The sequence below is a fragment of the Lacinutrix sp. genome (assembly GCF_037625555.1).
Classification (GTDB): Bacteria; Bacteroidota; Bacteroidia; order Flavobacteriales; family Flavobacteriaceae; genus Lacinutrix.
Map to the genome: position 1 here is coordinate 1 of NZ_JASJHV010000073.1, position 15,595 is coordinate 15,595.

Here is a 15,595-nt window from a genome sequence, read left to right on the forward strand (position 1 = left end):
TCCACTAGATCTTGATTTAATTTCGAATATAGTAACATCGTCACCTCTTCTTGCTTTATTAATTGCTGCTTTTGCTTGACCATTCATTTTACTACCACTTACAGTAATACTTGGTTGTCCTGGTACTTTAATTTTAAATCCAGTCACTGTTAAAGGTAATTCGAAATCAAAGTCTTTTAATACAGCCTTAACAGTACCAATAGCAACATTGTTTCTTGGTAATTTACCGTTAGACATACCTGCTAGTTCTCCAGTAGGTTTTGGGATGTCTTTAATTCTAAATACTGCTTTATCTGAAGCCTTAGATCCATCATCTAAAGTTGCACTAACACTAATAGTAACTTCTTTACCAGAAGTTGGCACCATGTTGTATTTCCCTGTACCTGATCCTTTACTTAAGCCTGTACCTGAAGCAGATACTTTATTATCTGGTACACCTGCAAAAGAAATAGTCATTGGGTTAGTTACACCTCTATATACTACATTCATTTTATCTGCAGAAATAGTTGCAGAATTTGGTCTTGGTACTACAACGTAGTTTGCGTTAACAATAGGAATTTCTAATTCTTTACCATTCTCGATAAAAGTAAATTTTCCTTCAATATCATGCTCACCAACATTACCAACATTAAAATCTAATGTTGCTGCTCCTGTAGAATCAATAGATTTAGATAAATCAATTTCTTTACCTTGAACAACTAATTTAGTAGGTGCAACGTTTGCATATTTACCAATAACAACACGTCCTTGAAATTTTTCACCTGCAAAGAATGCTGATTTATCAGCTAATACAATTGCTTTGTAGTTATTAAGAGTTGTAGCTTCTGATACAATGTTTCCTAAAAACAAACTAAACATATCAGATTCATTCACCTTTACATCATTCTGTATAGCAGTTAATTTTGTATAAGATGCAATGGCTGGGAAACCTTGGTAGTTATATGCTAGCCAATCGATTTTTATACCATCTTTATTTTCAACTTTTTCAGTGCTAAACGTTTTTTCAAAAGCTTGAGCTCTTCCTCTATAACTTTCGTCTTTTGAAAGAATTGCATTAATTGAAGCTTTATATTCATTAATATTAGACATTACTTCTTCACCTTTCTTCGTTAAACGATCTCCAGTAAACCAAGCTTCGTCTAAAATATCGGTTTTATCCATTGCTTCGAAAGGTAATTTACCAGTCTCGTCAAGTTCATAACCTCCTTTTTTAACTAAATCTCTTTTAAGAGTTTCAATATATTTATAAAATTTATCTGAGATAATTTTTACTTCCTGAGCTCTTGCTGCAGGAATTTTAAATTCTTTTGGATTTTCTTCACTTTTACCATCAAGTTCCGCAAGTAATTTGTCATTTCTTTCTGTGGTAGTTTCGTTTGAAGTTGCAAACTTTGCTTCCATCAAACCAAATGCTGAAAGCACTTCTTTTGACATATTCATAGCCATCATTGCGATGAATACTAAATACATCAAGTTAATCATTTTCTGCCTTGCAGATGCTTTTCCTCCTGCCATATCTAATTAGCTTTTATAAGTTATTAATTTAGTGATACCTAATTACTAATTAGTTTTTGTTCATTGCAGTTAACATTCCTCCATATACTCCGTTTAAAGAAGATAAGTTTGATGCTAAAGATTGCATTTGCTCTTTTAACTTGTTTGCATTTTCAACAGACTCTTCGTTAATAGTAGCTTGACGACTAGCAGTCTCCATTTGCACTTTATATAAACTGTTTAAAGACTCCATTTGTGCAGCAGCAAGAGACATTTCTTCTCCATACTTTTTTGTTGCAGACATAGCTTCTAAAGATGGAGAGATACCTTTTGCAGCATCTTCGAAATTTTTGATACCACTACCTAAGCTTGCCATTAATTCACCATCAATTTTAGCATCTTTTAATAAGTTATCTAATTTTTGAGATAATAAACCTTCTGCATCTTTAGGCTCTTCTTTTTTACCTTTTTTAGTTGTCATTCCTCCAGCTAATTCAGGATAAACTAAAGACCAATCTAAATCTGATTGTTGTTTTTCGAATGCTGAATATGTAAATACTAAAGCTTCCACAATCATACCTAATGTTAATATTTCTGAACCATATGGCCAGTGTTGAATTTTAAAAAGAGCTCCAACAATTACAATTGCTGCTCCTAATCCATAAATCATATTAGTTACTGTGATTTTACCTTTTTGTGCCATAATTTCTAAGTTTTAATTTAAGTAGTTTATTTGTTTTAGGTTAATTTAATTATTGTTGTGAATTTGCAGTAACATCTGTTCCCATGTAATCTTGTACTGTTCTAAAGCCAATGTAACTTCTTGCAGAATCTGCATATTCGTAATCTCTTGAACTTACTTGTAAGTAATATGCTGTATCTTTCCAAGAACCACCTCTTACAACTTTACGTTGGTTAGTTGCTTCATTTACACTAGGATTAATTGTAGACATGTATTCGTAAGATGCAGGATCGTAAGATGAGTCTACCCACTCTGAAACATTTCCTGCCATATTGTATAGACCAAAATCATTCTCTTCAAAAGCATCGGCTTCTACTGTGTATAATGCTTGATCTGCTGCATAATCTCCACGTAATGGTTTGAAATTTGCCATAAAACAACCTCTATCGTTTTTAGCGTAAGGTCCTCCCCAAGGATAAGTTGCCGCTTGTAAGCCTCCTCTTGCCGCATATTCCCACTGAGCTTCAGAAGGTAATCTATAACGACTTACATTGTGTGTTTTTCTTTCTTTTCTGTAAGCATTGTGTTTTAGAGTTCTCCACTCGCAAAATGCTTTTGCTTGTTGCCAAGACACACCAACTACTGGATAATCTCCATATGCATCGTGCCAGAAATAATCGTTATGCATTGGTTCGTTGTAAGAATATGCAAAATCTCTAATCCAAGCTGTAGTATCTGGATAAATTGCAACTTCTTCTTTTACTATAACATCTTTTCTACTTAAACTTCTATCTTTAGCAGCTTTTTGAATATCCATGTATGTATATTGAAACTTAAACTTAGTAACATCCCAAGTTCTTTGTCCATTGTAAGATTCTTCTAATGGTAAATACATAGTATCCATAACTTCCACATAGTATTCGTCTGGATATTCTGCCGTATCAAAAATTAAATCTACATCATAGTTTAGTTTTCTTCCCTCGTAACCTGTTTCACCAAGACCACTATAATTATCTAGCATATATTGCTCGTAAGGCGTCATGTTAGCTGGGTCAGCATCTTTAAATGCGAAGTCACCAATACCACCAGTACCAGGAGTCTCACCAACCTCATCTGCTAAGATTGCTAATTTTGTTCTTATTGTAGAATCTCTAACCCATTCCACAAACTGACGGTACTCACTATTAGTGATTTCTGTTTCATCCATGTAAAATGATGCTACAGTTGCTGTCTTTGCAGGTGCATCTTGAATTCCAGCTAAATCATCATCAGCTTTACCCATTATAAATGCTCCTCCTGGAACTAAAGTCATACCAAAAGGCTTTTCTGGATGCCACTTTTTCCCTTTTACACCAACTAGCTGGCCTCTATCTTTAGAACCACAACCGGTTAAAAGTGCTAAAACTACTGTTAATAATACAAACTTCTTCATATTCATTATAAACTCGAGGTTAATTATATACTCCTAAATTTTCAAGAGCGTAAACATATTTATATATTTTCTAAAAAACAACTTTTTTAAGGAAAAAAATTACATTTCATCGTAATAAAATTACTTTTTAACGATTAACAAAGTGTTAAAATTCAACTATTCCTTACACTTATAGACTGTTTTTTTGGTATGCTTTATACCATCTAGCTGGTGTTTTTCCATTACATGCATCAATATAATCTTTGTGCGTGCAAGGTAATAACGTATGTTTTTTTAATTTATTATTAACATTTGCTAAAAAAGGTATTTCTATCCACCAACGACCTGTTTGAGTGCTTTTATAGAACACTAATTCTTCAGCGTCTGCTAAAGTAGTGAATTTTTGATGATTATTATCAACCAAAAAGTCGTCATCTTTAACTCTACAGTTAACACCCTCTATAAAATACCATAACATTTGAGATATTAACATTGCTGTAACCTCGTCATCATAAGATGGTTTATATTCGAAAACACCAAACGCAGACACCTTATTACTTATACCTGCATAACGAGCAATAGCGCAAATTTCTTTACCATCTAAACCATTTGGAGATAAACGTTGCTTTAAACTTACCTCTGAGGCTTTTACTGCTCCTAAGTCGATGCTTACAACATTAGCATCTCGCATAACTGGCTCTGCAAGAGTAATATCGTTAGACATCTCACCTAACCTGTAGGCTTCAAAATACAAACACTCCATTAGATCTATTTCTTCTTGAGAATTAAAATAAGTTTGATATCCTAAAGCGGCATAATTAAACAAGTTATAGGGTTGGTCTAGTATTATTTTACCAACAAAGCTATTATTCTTTATTGCCTTTGTTGAATCACCTAGATCGAAACAGGAGTCTACATTTACAATATTAACCATTGGCATTAAATTATCGTAAGCACGATAAATCGCGTATGTTAAATCTTGGCTACCTCCTAAAACAATAGGTATTATTTTTTTTTGAATTAGTATAGAAACCGTAGTCTTTAGAGCAAAATAGGTATCCTCTACTGATTCGCCTTTGTTAATATCCCCTAAATCTACAATAGTTGTATTCCAACTTCCTGGAAATAATGCATAAAAGGATTTTCTAACTTCGTTAAGTTGAAATTCTTCTCCAATATAATTAATATCGTTTCTACTTTCTAAAACTCCTATTAGAGCAACTGAAACTCCTTCTAGGTCAGGAATACCATTTTGGTTTGTGTGAATTTTTAATTTTCTTCCTAGCGCTTGCATAGATAACAACTCGTTATGAGCTAATACCGCATCTGAAACTGGAGATAAAAAATTAAAATTCATATAAACTATTTCTTTTTAGTTGCTGTTTTCTTCTTAGTTGCAGCTTTTTTTCTAGTTTTCTTTTTTGGAGCATTCTTTTCCAAAATACCTTTTACTTGCTCTAAAGTTAGAGCTGGAGCATCTGTTGTTTTAGGTAGTTCTATTTTTACTTTTCCTTGTAGAATATTAAATCTTCCCCAACGTGCTTTTTCTAAACGAATGCCTTCTTCTTCCCAATTATGAATAACTTTATCTATTTCTTTTTGAATTTTAACTTCTATTAGTTCTACTATATCATCATCAGACAAATTATCCCAATCGTATTTTTTATTTACATTTACAAACATGTTGTTCCATTTTATAAATGGACCAAAACGCCCTTTACCTTTTTGAACTGGTAAATCCTTGTAAGTGTAAATAGGAGCATCAGCTTTCTGTTTTTCTTTTATTAACACAATAGCATCATCTAACTCTACAGCTAAAGGATCTGTTCCTTTTGGTAGCGACACAAAAGCATCACCAAATTTAACGTATGGTCCAAAACGGCCGTTATTTACTACAATCTCCTCTTTTTCGTACTTTCCTAAGTTTTTAGGAAGCTGAAATAAATCCATTGCTTCTTCAAAAGTGACACTTGCTAATTGTTGATCTGGACTTAGACTTGCGTATGTAGGACCTTCTTCATCTTCTGACATACCCATTTGCACCATGGGCCCAAACTTACCAAGACGCACACTTACGCGTTTTCCTGTTTTTGGATCTTCACCTAAAATACGCTCACCTGATTCTCTTTCTGCATTTTCTTGAACATCGACAACTTTAGGATGAAAATCTTTATAAAAAGTTTTCATAACATCTTTCCAGTCTGCCTTACCATCTGCAATATCATCAAATTGATCCTCTATGTTTGCAGTAAAACTGTAATCTAAAATACTTTCAAAATGATTGACTAGAAAATTAGTTACAATAATACCAATATCTGTAGGCACTAACTTTCCTTTATCTGAGCCTACTTTTTCGGTTAATAAATTATCCTTTACATTTCCATTTTCAAAAACTAATTGTGTATAGTTACGCTCTACACCTTCTATTGTTCCTTTTTCTACATAGTTTCTATTTTGAATAGTAGAAATAGTTGGCGCATAAGTAGATGGTCTACCAATACCAAGTTCTTCAAGTTTCTTTACAAGCGATGCTTCTGTAAATCTATAAGGTGCTCTTGTATAACGTTCTGTAGCTGTAATATTATTATTTAATAATGTTTCACCAACTTTCATGGCTGGCAACATACCTTCTTGTTGCTCTATGTCTTCATCATCTTTACTTTCTAAATAAACTTTTAAAAATCCATCAAAAGTAATCACTTCTCCATTAGCTGTAAAAGTCTGATTATGCGAAGCTGCATTTATTTTTACATTTGTACGTTCTAATTGTGCTTCGCTCATTTGTGATGCGATTGCACGTTTCCATATTAACTCGTAAAGTCTTGTTTGATCGTAATCTAAGCCAGCAGTATGTAATGCAAAATTTGTTGGTCTAATAGCTTCGTGTGCTTCTTGCGCACCTTTAAACTTTCCTTTATAGTTGCGCTCTTTTGCGTATTCTTTTCCGTAAGCATCAACAATTTCTTTTGCTGCGCCTTGCTTAGCGTCGTTAGATAGGTTTACACTATCTGTTCTCATATAAGTAATTAAACCAGCTTCGTACAGACGTTGTGCCATTGTCATGGTTTTACTTACTGAAAAATAAAGTTTTCTTGAAGCCTCTTGTTGTAATGTTGAAGTTGTAAATGGTGCTGAAGGCGATTTCTTTGCTGGTTTTTTTTCTAAATCTGAAACCTTAAATGTTGTATTCGCATTTTTTTCTAAAAACTTTAAAGCATCCGTTTTTGTTTTTATTGCTTTTGGCAATTTTGCTTTAAAGGACTGTCCATCTTCATTTGAAAACTCGGCATCAATTCTATATGATGCTTCAGCATTAAAATCGTTAATTTCTTTTTCACGTTCAACAATTAATCTTACAGAAACAGACTGCACTCTTCCTGCAGATAAACCTCCTTTTACTTTTCTCCAAAGTACTGGAGATAATTCGTAACCTACTATTCTATCTAATACACGACGTGCTTGTTGTGCATCTACTAAATCGTAATCTATTTGTCTAGGATTCTCTACTGCTTTTTGTATTGCAGATTTAGTAATCTCGTGAAAAACTATTCTTTTTGTCTTTTCCTTATCTAAATCTAAAGACTCTGCTAAGTGCCATGCAATAGCCTCTCCTTCTCGATCCTCATCACTAGCTAACCAAACCATTTCTGCTTTTTTAGCTAATTCTTTTAACTTTTTTACAATTGCTTTTTTATCTGATGATACTTGATATTTTGGATCGAAATCACCATCTACATCTACACCTAATTCTTTGGAAGGCAAATCGGAAATGTGTCCATAACTCGATTCTACTTTGAAGTCTTTTCCAAGAAATTTTTCGATTGTTTTTGCTTTTGCAGGTGACTCAACTATTACTAAATTCTTCGCCATTCTTTGGATTTTTGAATTTACAAATGTATACCAAAAAAAAAACATGAACCTAATTTAAATTCAAATCAATCTGAATATAAATTATAGATCACTAAAATTTGAGCCATAAAAAGGGCTTTATTTTTATTGTTTTAAACTTTTTATTTTCTTTAAAATTCTATTTTCTTAACCCATCAATTATATTGTCAATTTCTAATTTTTAGATGTTATTAAAAATTTAACACACTGTCAGATTGTCATAATCTATAAATTAATATATCTTTGTAATTGCTTTTAAAAAAAGGCACAAAACTTGACCCATACTGTTTTCAATAGATTTATGGAAAAAACAATAGACGAAAGTAAACAAGCAGACGCTCTTATTTTAGAGCAAAGTAAAAAGAACTCAAAAAAGCTTTTTATCGAAAGCTATGGCTGTGCAATGAATTTTAGTGATAGTGAAATTGTTGCCTCTATTCTTGATAAGCAAGGTTACAATACCACAACTAAGCTTGAAGACGCAGATTTGGTTCTAGTAAACACCTGTTCTATTAGAGATAAAGCAGAACAGACCGTTAGAAAACGTCTCGAAAAATACAATGCTGTAAAGCGCATAAACCCTAAAATGAAAGTTGGTGTTTTGGGCTGTATGGCAGAGCGTTTAAAAAGTAAATTTTTAGAAGAAGAAAAAATAGTAGATCTTGTTGTTGGACCAGATGCATACAAAGATTTACCAAATCTGTTAGCAGAAGTTGAGGATGGGCACGATGCCATAAACGTTGTGCTATCTAAAGATGAAACTTATGGTGATATTTCTCCAGTACGCTTAAACAGCAATGGTGTAGTGGCATTGGTTTCTATCACTCGTGGTTGTGATAACATGTGCACCTTTTGTGTTGTTCCTTTTACCCGTGGCAGAGAACGCAGTCGTGATCCACAAAGTATTATAGAAGAAATAAACGATTTGTGGGATAAAGGTTTTAAAGAGATTACCTTACTTGGCCAGAACGTTGATAGTTATCTTTGGTATGGTGGAGGCATGAAAAAAGATTTTATAAAAGCATCTGAAATACAAAAAGCTACAGCTGTAGATTTTTCGAAATTACTTCAATTATGCGCCGAATCTCAACCAAAAATGCGCATTCGTTTTTCTACCTCTAATCCTCAGGACATGAGCTTAGATGTTATTAATACTATGGCGAAATTCCATAATATATGTAATCATATTCATCTACCGGTTCAAAGTGGAAGTAATCGAATTTTAAAAGAGATGAATCGTTTACACACTAGAGAAGAATATTTTACACTTATAGATAATATTCGTAATATTATTCCTGATTGTGCTATTAGCCAGGATATGATTGCTGGATTCCCATCAGAAACCGAAGAAGACCATCAAGACACTTTAAGTTTACTCGAGTATGTAAAATATAATTTTGGTTACATGTATACTTATTCAGAAAGACCTGGAACACTTGCCGAACGAAAATTTGAAGATAATATTCCTGAAAAGACAAAAAGCAGAAGATTAAGTGAAATTATTGCACTTCAATTACAACATAGTGAATATAGAACACGTGAATTTTTAGGTAAAACTATAGAAATATTAATAGAAAAAGAATCTAAAAAATCTAAAAACCAATGGTCCGGAAGAAGTCAACATAGTATTGTAGCAGTCTTTCCAAAGGAAAACTATAATATTGGTGATTTTGTAAAAGTAAAAGTAACAGATTGCACAAAAGCGACACTAATAGGTGAAGCTGTTGGGCTTTCAACAAATAATTAAATAAATATTATGAAAAAATTAATAGCAATAGTATTTACTTTAGCCTTGTTTACAGGCTGCGAAAATGAACCTTTAGATGGTGATTTTAACGTTTTAAATAATCCCAATATCCCTACAGATCCAACAGATCCTAACGATCCAGGAAGCGGAAGCACAGATTTAGCATTATCTGTTTACGAATTAGACACAGATATTAGTTTATCTTTCTTTGGTTTTCCAATTCAAACAATAACAAACAGCGATATCACTATAACTAATAACATAATTACTTCTAGCGAAATATTACTAACAGTTGTTGGATCTCCAACAGTTGCAGAAAACCAAACCATTACTAGAAACGGTTTTGGACAAATTATTAGCGATATTAGCACTACTCCTTCAGGTGTTGTTACAAATGAATATTTTATTACAAATATGAATAATAATATTTCACAAATAACTCATAATTACTATGACCAAGAAGACCCTTCTTTTGATGAAGGATATGTTTATAATTTCACTTATAATGGTTCTATAATTACTAGAACTGTAGTAAATTCTACAATAGAAACGGTATTTACTCTAGACGGATCTGGAAGATTAATTAAAAAAGAATCTTTTGACAACTCTATGAGTATACAAAAAGAAGAATTAACTTATAATGGTGATGGTAATGTTTCTAGCAGTTTATTAACAGGAGATAGAGAAGGAACACTATCTTTTAATTACGACACTTTTGACAACCCATTAAAAGTTGTTTATGATGAGCAATACTTATTATCATTTTTAAGCGATGAGTATGATGATGAAATTGGTTCTCCACTTGTACATTTTCACTCTACAAGAAACTGGAGTGGAACAACCATAGATGGTGATACTTTTAATTTTATTCTACAATACGATGCTAATAACAGAATAATTATAAGAGATATCTCTTATAATAATGATGGTGGATTATCTTTTGTTATAGATGAGCGTTTTAACTACGTAAACTAAATAAGCACAGTAAAAAAGAATATGGAATCTATTCAAGCAACAAAACAACGTTTTGGTATTATTGGAAATAGCGCTACTTTAAATCGTGCTATAGAAAAAGCTATCCAAGTGTCACCAACAGATATATCTGTTTTGGTTACAGGAGAAAGCGGTGTCGGTAAAGAGAGTATTCCAAAAATAATACATCAACTCTCACACAGAAAACACAATAAATACATTGCTGTAAACTGTGGAGCAATACCAGAAGGCACAATAGACAGCGAGCTTTTTGGCCATGAAAAAGGTGCCTTTACAGGAGCAACAACTTCACGTTCAGGTTATTTTGAAGTTGCAGATGGAGGTACTATTTTTTTAGACGAAGTTGGAGAATTACCTTTAACAACACAAGTACGTTTATTACGTGTACTTGAAAATGGTGAGTTTATAAAAGTAGGATCAAGCAAAGTACAGAAAACAAATGTGCGTATTGTTGCTGCCACAAACGTAAATATGTTTGAGGCTATTAAAAAAGAAAAGTTTCGTGAAGATTTATATTACAGATTAAGTACCGTAGAAATAAACCTCCCTCCTCTTCGTGAACGTCAAGAAGACATACATTTACTATTTAGAAAATTCGCTAGTGATTTTGCATTAAAATATAAAATGCCAACTATTAAATTATCAGACGATGCAATACAGAATTTGATAAAATTTCGTTGGAGTGGTAATATTAGGCAGTTACGAAATGTGGCAGAACAAATTTCTGTTTTAGAACAAAACAGAGCAATTTCAGCAGATACTTTAAGAGGCTACCTACCAAGTGGAAACAGTAATTTACCGGCTGTAATTAGCAATACAAAGTCTGAAAGTGATTTTAGTAGCGAACGCGAAATTTTATATAAAGTTTTATTCGATATGAAAGCCGATTTAAATGATTTAAAGAAGCTTACAATGGAGTTAATGAAAAACGGAAATGCTAAAGATGTTCAAGAAGACAATCAGGGTTTAATTGAAAAGATCTATGGTGATAATGATACAGAAGAAAACTTAGAAGACTTACAAGTATTGGCTATTCCGCAAAAATCTGAAAACACAAAAACCTACACTGCAGAAACTAATGACAAGTATCATTTTGCCGAAGAAATAGAGGAGGAAGAAACCTTATCTTTACATGATAAAGAATTAGAGCTTATTAAAAAATCTTTGGATAGGCACAGTGGAAAACGCAAATTAGCGGCAGAAGAATTAGGAATTAGTGAACGCACACTTTACAGAAAAATTAAACAATTTGATTTGTAGTTTTTCGTTATTTTAAAATAAACCTGTCTTAATAATAATAAAAAGACTCTCGCTTTGGCGAGCAAAAGATGAAATACATAAAATACATTCTTACATTAATTGTAACAATTTCTTTTTTTAGTTGTGGTTATTATTCTCTATCTGGAACTAACATTCGCGAAGATGTAAAATCCTTTCAAGTTAATTACTTTCAAAACACTGCAGCACAGATAGAACCAGGAGTCGATAGAGATTTTACACTTGCTTTACAAGATTTAATACAAAACCAAACCAATTTAGAGCTTGTTAACTCTAATGGAGATTTAGTTTACGAAGGCGAAATTACAGAATATCGAATTTCTCCTACTACAGCAACTGCCAATAATACCGCTGCACAAAACAGGCTTTCTGTTAGTGTTCGTGTACGTTTTTATAATAAAAAAGCAGAAGATGATGACTTTGAAAAAAACTTTTCTTTCTTCTATGATTATGAAGGAGGCTCATTACTTTCTGGAAGCATAAAAGACACTGCTCTTGCAGAAATTTTTGAGCGTATAACACAAGATATATTTAATGCATCTTTAGCAAAATGGTAGATGAATCAAACTGAGTTTTTAAATATTATAACAGCACCACAACTTATAAATAAGTCTCAAACCGATGACTTAAAAATTGTAGTTGAAGCATTTCCATATTTTCAATCTGCTAGAGCACTATATCTTAAAGGATTAAAAAATGCTGAAAGCTTTAAATACAATAATGCCTTAAAAACAACAGCAGCTTATACAACAGACAGAAGTATATTGTTCGATTATATTACTTCAGAAACCTTTGCTCAAAATGAAATATCACAATCCATTAAACAAAACACTGCACATTTACTAGATATTAAAGTACATGTTGAAGATATTTCGGTTAAAAAAAGTGTAGCAATAGATAGTGCTTTAAAGCAACAAATTGAAGACACAAAAGACACTTTAGATCCAGAACTGTTTCAACCTAAAATAAAGAACGAGCAAGTTGCCAATTTTAAAACTGAAACTTCTATAACAGAAACTGAAAAAAAAATAAAACCAGAAGGTGTTCTAAGTATTGGCAAGCCTCTTGAATTTGATAAAAACGAAACCCATTCTTTTAACGAGTGGCTAAGCTTAACACGCTTTACTCCTATTGATCGTGAAGAGGAATCTGTCGAGAACACACCTGAGCAAAGCAAAACAAAAGCTTCTAAAAGTAAATTAGCAAGAGCAAAAAAGTTTGACCTTATAGAAAAGTTTATAGAAAAAAGTCCAAAGTTAGCTGCCAAAAAAACATCTGGGTCAAACCAAAACATCGCTAAGGCACAAATGATACAGCCTGAATCCTTAATGACAGAGACTTTAGCACGTATTTACCTTGAACAAAAAAACTATAAAAAGGCAATTCAATCTTATAAAATATTAAGTTTGAAATATCCAGAAAAAAGTGGTTTCTTTGCAGACCAAATTAAAGCAATAAAAGAATTACAAGAACAAAATAATTAAATAATAACATGTTTACAATATTATTAATATTAATCGTAGTAGTAGCATTTTTGCTAATTGTCGTAATAATGGTACAAAACCCAAAAGGTGGCGGATTATCTTCTTCATTTGGAGGAGGTGGAACTCAACAATTAGGAGGTGTTAAGAAAACAACAGACTTTTTAGATAAAAGTACTTGGTCATTAGGTGCTATTTTAGTGGCATTAATTTTAGCTTCAAGTTTAACTATTACTCGTAGTGGAGTTTCTGCAGATTCTAAAGCTTTAGATCCAGATGCAATTTCTACTCCTGTAACACCTGCTCCTGAACCAGCAAGCAGATGATACAACAAAATAATTGATAGTGAAGTTTAAGCACATTAATATATAGAAACAAAAAATGCCAACTCAACAGTTGGCATTTTTTGTTTCTATATATTTTTAAACTAAGTCTGTAAATTTGTCAGTTACTAGCAAATGGCACATTTTTAGCATAAACAATTTTAAGAAAATTAATAATCCTTCTGTTATAGAACAGAGTAAAAAAAATAACAATGAGCAAAATAAACATTAGACCATTAGCAGATCGTGTACTTGTTGAAGCACTTCCTGCTGAGACACAAACTGCTTCTGGATTATATATTCCAGATAGCGCACAAGAAAAACAACACAAAGGAACTGTTGTAGCTATTGGAAACGGCAAAAAAGACGAACCACTTACAGTTAAAGTGGGAGACACAGTACTTTATGGTAAATATTCTGGTTCTGAAATTAAATTAGATGGAACAGATTATTTAATGATGCGTGAAGAAGATATAATGGCTATTATCTAATAACGATTACAGCATTATTTTATAAGACAAATATTAATATAGATTCTTGCTAACGCAGGAATAATAAAATTTAAAAATATGGCAAAAGATATAAAATTTGATATTGAAGCTCGCGACGGATTAAAACGTGGTGTAGACGCATTAGCAAATGCAGTAAAAGTAACCTTAGGACCAAAAGGTAGAAACGTAATTATTAGTCGTTCTTTTGGCGCACCAGTTGTTACAAAAGATGGTGTAAGCGTTGCAAAAGAGATTGAATTAGAAAACCCATTAGAAAATATGGGAGCTCAAATGGTAAAAGAAGTTGCCTCAAAAACTAATGATTTAGCTGGAGATGGAACTACAACTGCTACTGTATTAGCCCAAGCTATAGTAAAAGAAGGCTTAAAGAATGTAGCTGCAGGTGCAAATCCTATGGATTTAAAACGAGGTATTGACAAAGCAGTAAAAGCAATTGTTGAAGACTTAGGTAAACAAGCAAAAGAAGTAAAAAACTCTTCAGATAAAATAAAGCAAGTTGCTTCTATTTCTGCAAATAACGATGGCCTTATTGGAGACTTAATAGCAAAAGCATTTGGTAAAGTAGGAAAAGAAGGCGTGATTACTGTTGAAGAGTCTAAAGGAACAGATACTTATGTAGATGTTGTAGAAGGTATGCAGTTTGATAGAGGTTACTTATCTCCATATTTTGTGACAGATAGCGAAAAAATGATAGCAGATTTAGAGAATCCTTATGTATTGTTATATGACAAAAAGGTTTCTACAATGAAAGATTTACTTCCAATATTAGAGCCTGTTGCACAAACAGGAAAGCCTTTATTAATTATTGCAGAAGATTTAGATGGCGAAGCTTTAGCAACTTTAGTAGTTAATAAATTACGTGGATCTTTAAAAATTGCTGCTGTAAAAGCTCCAGGTTTTGGAGACAGACGTAAAGCAATGCTAGAAGATATTGCTATTTTAACTGGAGGAACTGTAATTTCTGAAGAACGCGGATTTACACTTGAAAACGCTTCAATTGAAATGCTTGGAACTGCAGAGCGCATTACTATAGATAAAGACAACACTACTGTTGTTAATGGTGCTGGTGATAAATCTTTAATTAAAAATAGAGTAAACCAAATTAAAACTCAAATAGAATCTACTACTAGCGATTACGATAAAGAAAAGTTACAAGAACGTTTAGCTAAATTAGCTGGTGGTGTTGCAGTTTTATATGTTGGTGCTGCTAGTGAAGTAGAAATGAAAGAAAAGAAAGATCGTGTAGACGATGCATTAAACGCGACAAGAGCAGCTGTAGAAGAAGGTATTGTTGCAGGTGGTGGTGTTGCTTTAGTTCGCACAAAAAAAATATTAGAAAAAATTGCTACAGATAATTTAGACGAAACTACAGGTGTACAAATTGTAAACAGAGCAATTGAGTCTCCTTTACGTACTATTGTAGAAAATGCTGGTGGAGAAGGCAGTGTGGTAATAAATAAGGTTTTAGAAGGTAAAAAAGACTTTGGTTACGATGCAAAATCTGAAACGTATGTAGATATGCTTAAAGCTGGTATTATAGATCCTAAAAAAGTAACAAGAATAGCATTAGAAAATGCAGCTTCTGTTGCAGGAATGATATTAACAACTGAGTGTGCTTTAATTGATATTAAAGAAGATGCTCCTGCTGGTGTAATGCCTCATATGGGTGTCGGAATGCCAGGCATGATGTAGCACCGAGTCGCTGTAGACATTTTACTCACTCTTACTTTGAAAAATTTATGATGTGAGTTAGATAAATTTAAAAAAACGCTTCTGGATTTTCTGG

At 32.6% G+C, this 15,595-nt stretch carries 13 protein-coding genes; 8 read left to right on the forward strand and 5 right to left on the reverse strand.

Annotated features, from left to right (window positions below; all coding sequences use genetic code 11):
- From gldM to topA, 5 genes are all read right to left on the reverse strand, one after another.
- Nucleotides 1–1,515 (reverse strand): gliding motility protein GldM (gene gldM, locus QNK89_RS06175; RefSeq protein WP_340170144.1); only part of this gene is annotated, 1,515 nt, incomplete at its 3' end.
- A 49-nt stretch (nt 1,516–1,564) separates the two neighbouring features.
- On the reverse strand, nt 1,565–2,197 hold the full coding sequence (gene gldL, locus QNK89_RS06180; RefSeq protein ID WP_340170145.1) for a gliding motility protein GldL: 633 nt from the start codon (nt 2,195–2,197) through the stop codon (nt 1,565–1,567).
- A gap of 49 nt (nt 2,198–2,246) precedes the next feature.
- Nucleotides 2,247–3,608: a gliding motility lipoprotein GldK gene (gene gldK / locus QNK89_RS06185; RefSeq protein WP_340170146.1), complete on the reverse strand. Its 1,362-nt coding sequence runs from the start codon at nt 3,606–3,608 to the stop codon at nt 2,247–2,249.
- 169 nt (nt 3,609–3,777) lie between these two features.
- Nucleotides 3,778–4,944, reverse strand: coding sequence for a formimidoylglutamase (locus QNK89_RS06190; RefSeq protein WP_340170147.1), 1,167 nt, complete (start codon nt 4,942–4,944; stop codon nt 3,778–3,780).
- A 5-nt stretch (nt 4,945–4,949) separates the two neighbouring features.
- Entirely contained in the window at nt 4,950–7,457 is a 2,508-nt protein-coding gene (gene topA, locus QNK89_RS06195; RefSeq protein WP_340170148.1) for a type I DNA topoisomerase, read from the reverse strand.
- Between the two features lie 319 nt (nt 7,458–7,776).
- Between topA and miaB the strand changes: the two genes are divergently transcribed.
- From miaB to groL, 8 genes are all read left to right on the forward strand, one after another.
- The gene (miaB, locus tag QNK89_RS06200; protein WP_340170149.1) at nt 7,777–9,222 is read left to right on the forward strand and encodes a tRNA (N6-isopentenyl adenosine(37)-C2)-methylthiotransferase MiaB; all 1,446 of its coding nucleotides are present in this window, start codon (nt 7,777–7,779) and stop codon (nt 9,220–9,222) included.
- A gap of 9 nt (nt 9,223–9,231) precedes the next feature.
- Nucleotides 9,232–10,197, forward strand: a complete 966-nt coding sequence (locus QNK89_RS06205) for a hypothetical protein (RefSeq protein ID WP_340170150.1) — start codon at nt 9,232–9,234, stop codon at nt 10,195–10,197.
- A gap of 21 nt (nt 10,198–10,218) precedes the next feature.
- Nucleotides 10,219–11,475, forward strand: a complete 1,257-nt coding sequence (locus QNK89_RS06210; protein WP_340170151.1) for a sigma-54 dependent transcriptional regulator — start codon at nt 10,219–10,221, stop codon at nt 11,473–11,475.
- A gap of 68 nt (nt 11,476–11,543) precedes the next feature.
- A complete protein-coding gene (locus tag QNK89_RS06215; protein ID WP_340170152.1) occupies nt 11,544–12,050 on the forward strand; it encodes an LptE family protein in 507 nt (168 codons plus the stop codon).
- Complete coding sequence (locus QNK89_RS06220; RefSeq protein ID WP_340170153.1) at nt 12,051–12,977, forward strand: hypothetical protein; 927 nt, start codon at nt 12,051–12,053, stop codon at nt 12,975–12,977.
- An 8-nt stretch (nt 12,978–12,985) separates the two neighbouring features.
- Nucleotides 12,986–13,300, forward strand: coding sequence for a preprotein translocase subunit SecG (gene secG / locus QNK89_RS06225; RefSeq protein ID WP_340170154.1), 315 nt, complete (start codon nt 12,986–12,988; stop codon nt 13,298–13,300).
- Between the two features lie 209 nt (nt 13,301–13,509).
- Nucleotides 13,510–13,788, forward strand: coding sequence for a co-chaperone GroES (locus QNK89_RS06230; protein WP_340170155.1), 279 nt, complete (start codon nt 13,510–13,512; stop codon nt 13,786–13,788).
- 78 nt (nt 13,789–13,866) lie between these two features.
- Nucleotides 13,867–15,501 (forward strand): chaperonin GroEL, encoded by a 1,635-nt coding sequence (gene groL / locus QNK89_RS06235; RefSeq protein ID WP_340170156.1) that lies wholly within the window; start codon nt 13,867–13,869, stop codon nt 15,499–15,501.
- The last annotated feature ends 94 nt before the right edge of the window (nt 15,502–15,595 follow it).

Coding starts and splice junctions, on each gene's coding strand:
- secG (WP_340170154.1), top strand. CDS start 12,986: ATGTTTACAATATTATTAATATTAATCGTAGTAGTAGCATTTTTGCTA.
- gldL (WP_340170145.1), bottom strand. CDS start 2,197: ATGGCACAAAAAGGTAAAATCACAGTAACTAATATGATTTATGGATTA.
- miaB (WP_340170149.1), top strand. CDS start 7,777: ATGGAAAAAACAATAGACGAAAGTAAACAAGCAGACGCTCTTATTTTA.
- gldK (WP_340170146.1), bottom strand. CDS start 3,608: ATGAAGAAGTTTGTATTATTAACAGTAGTTTTAGCACTTTTAACCGGT.
- QNK89_RS06190 (WP_340170147.1), bottom strand. CDS start 4,944: ATGAATTTTAATTTTTTATCTCCAGTTTCAGATGCGGTATTAGCTCAT.
- groL (WP_340170156.1), top strand. CDS start 13,867: ATGGCAAAAGATATAAAATTTGATATTGAAGCTCGCGACGGATTAAAA.
- topA (WP_340170148.1), bottom strand. CDS start 7,457: ATGGCGAAGAATTTAGTAATAGTTGAGTCACCTGCAAAAGCAAAAACA.
- QNK89_RS06230 (WP_340170155.1), top strand. CDS start 13,510: ATGAGCAAAATAAACATTAGACCATTAGCAGATCGTGTACTTGTTGAA.
- QNK89_RS06215 (WP_340170152.1), top strand. CDS start 11,544: ATGAAATACATAAAATACATTCTTACATTAATTGTAACAATTTCTTTT.
- QNK89_RS06205 (WP_340170150.1), top strand. CDS start 9,232: ATGAAAAAATTAATAGCAATAGTATTTACTTTAGCCTTGTTTACAGGC.
- QNK89_RS06220 (WP_340170153.1), top strand. CDS start 12,051: ATGAATCAAACTGAGTTTTTAAATATTATAACAGCACCACAACTTATA.
- QNK89_RS06210 (WP_340170151.1), top strand. CDS start 10,219: ATGGAATCTATTCAAGCAACAAAACAACGTTTTGGTATTATTGGAAAT.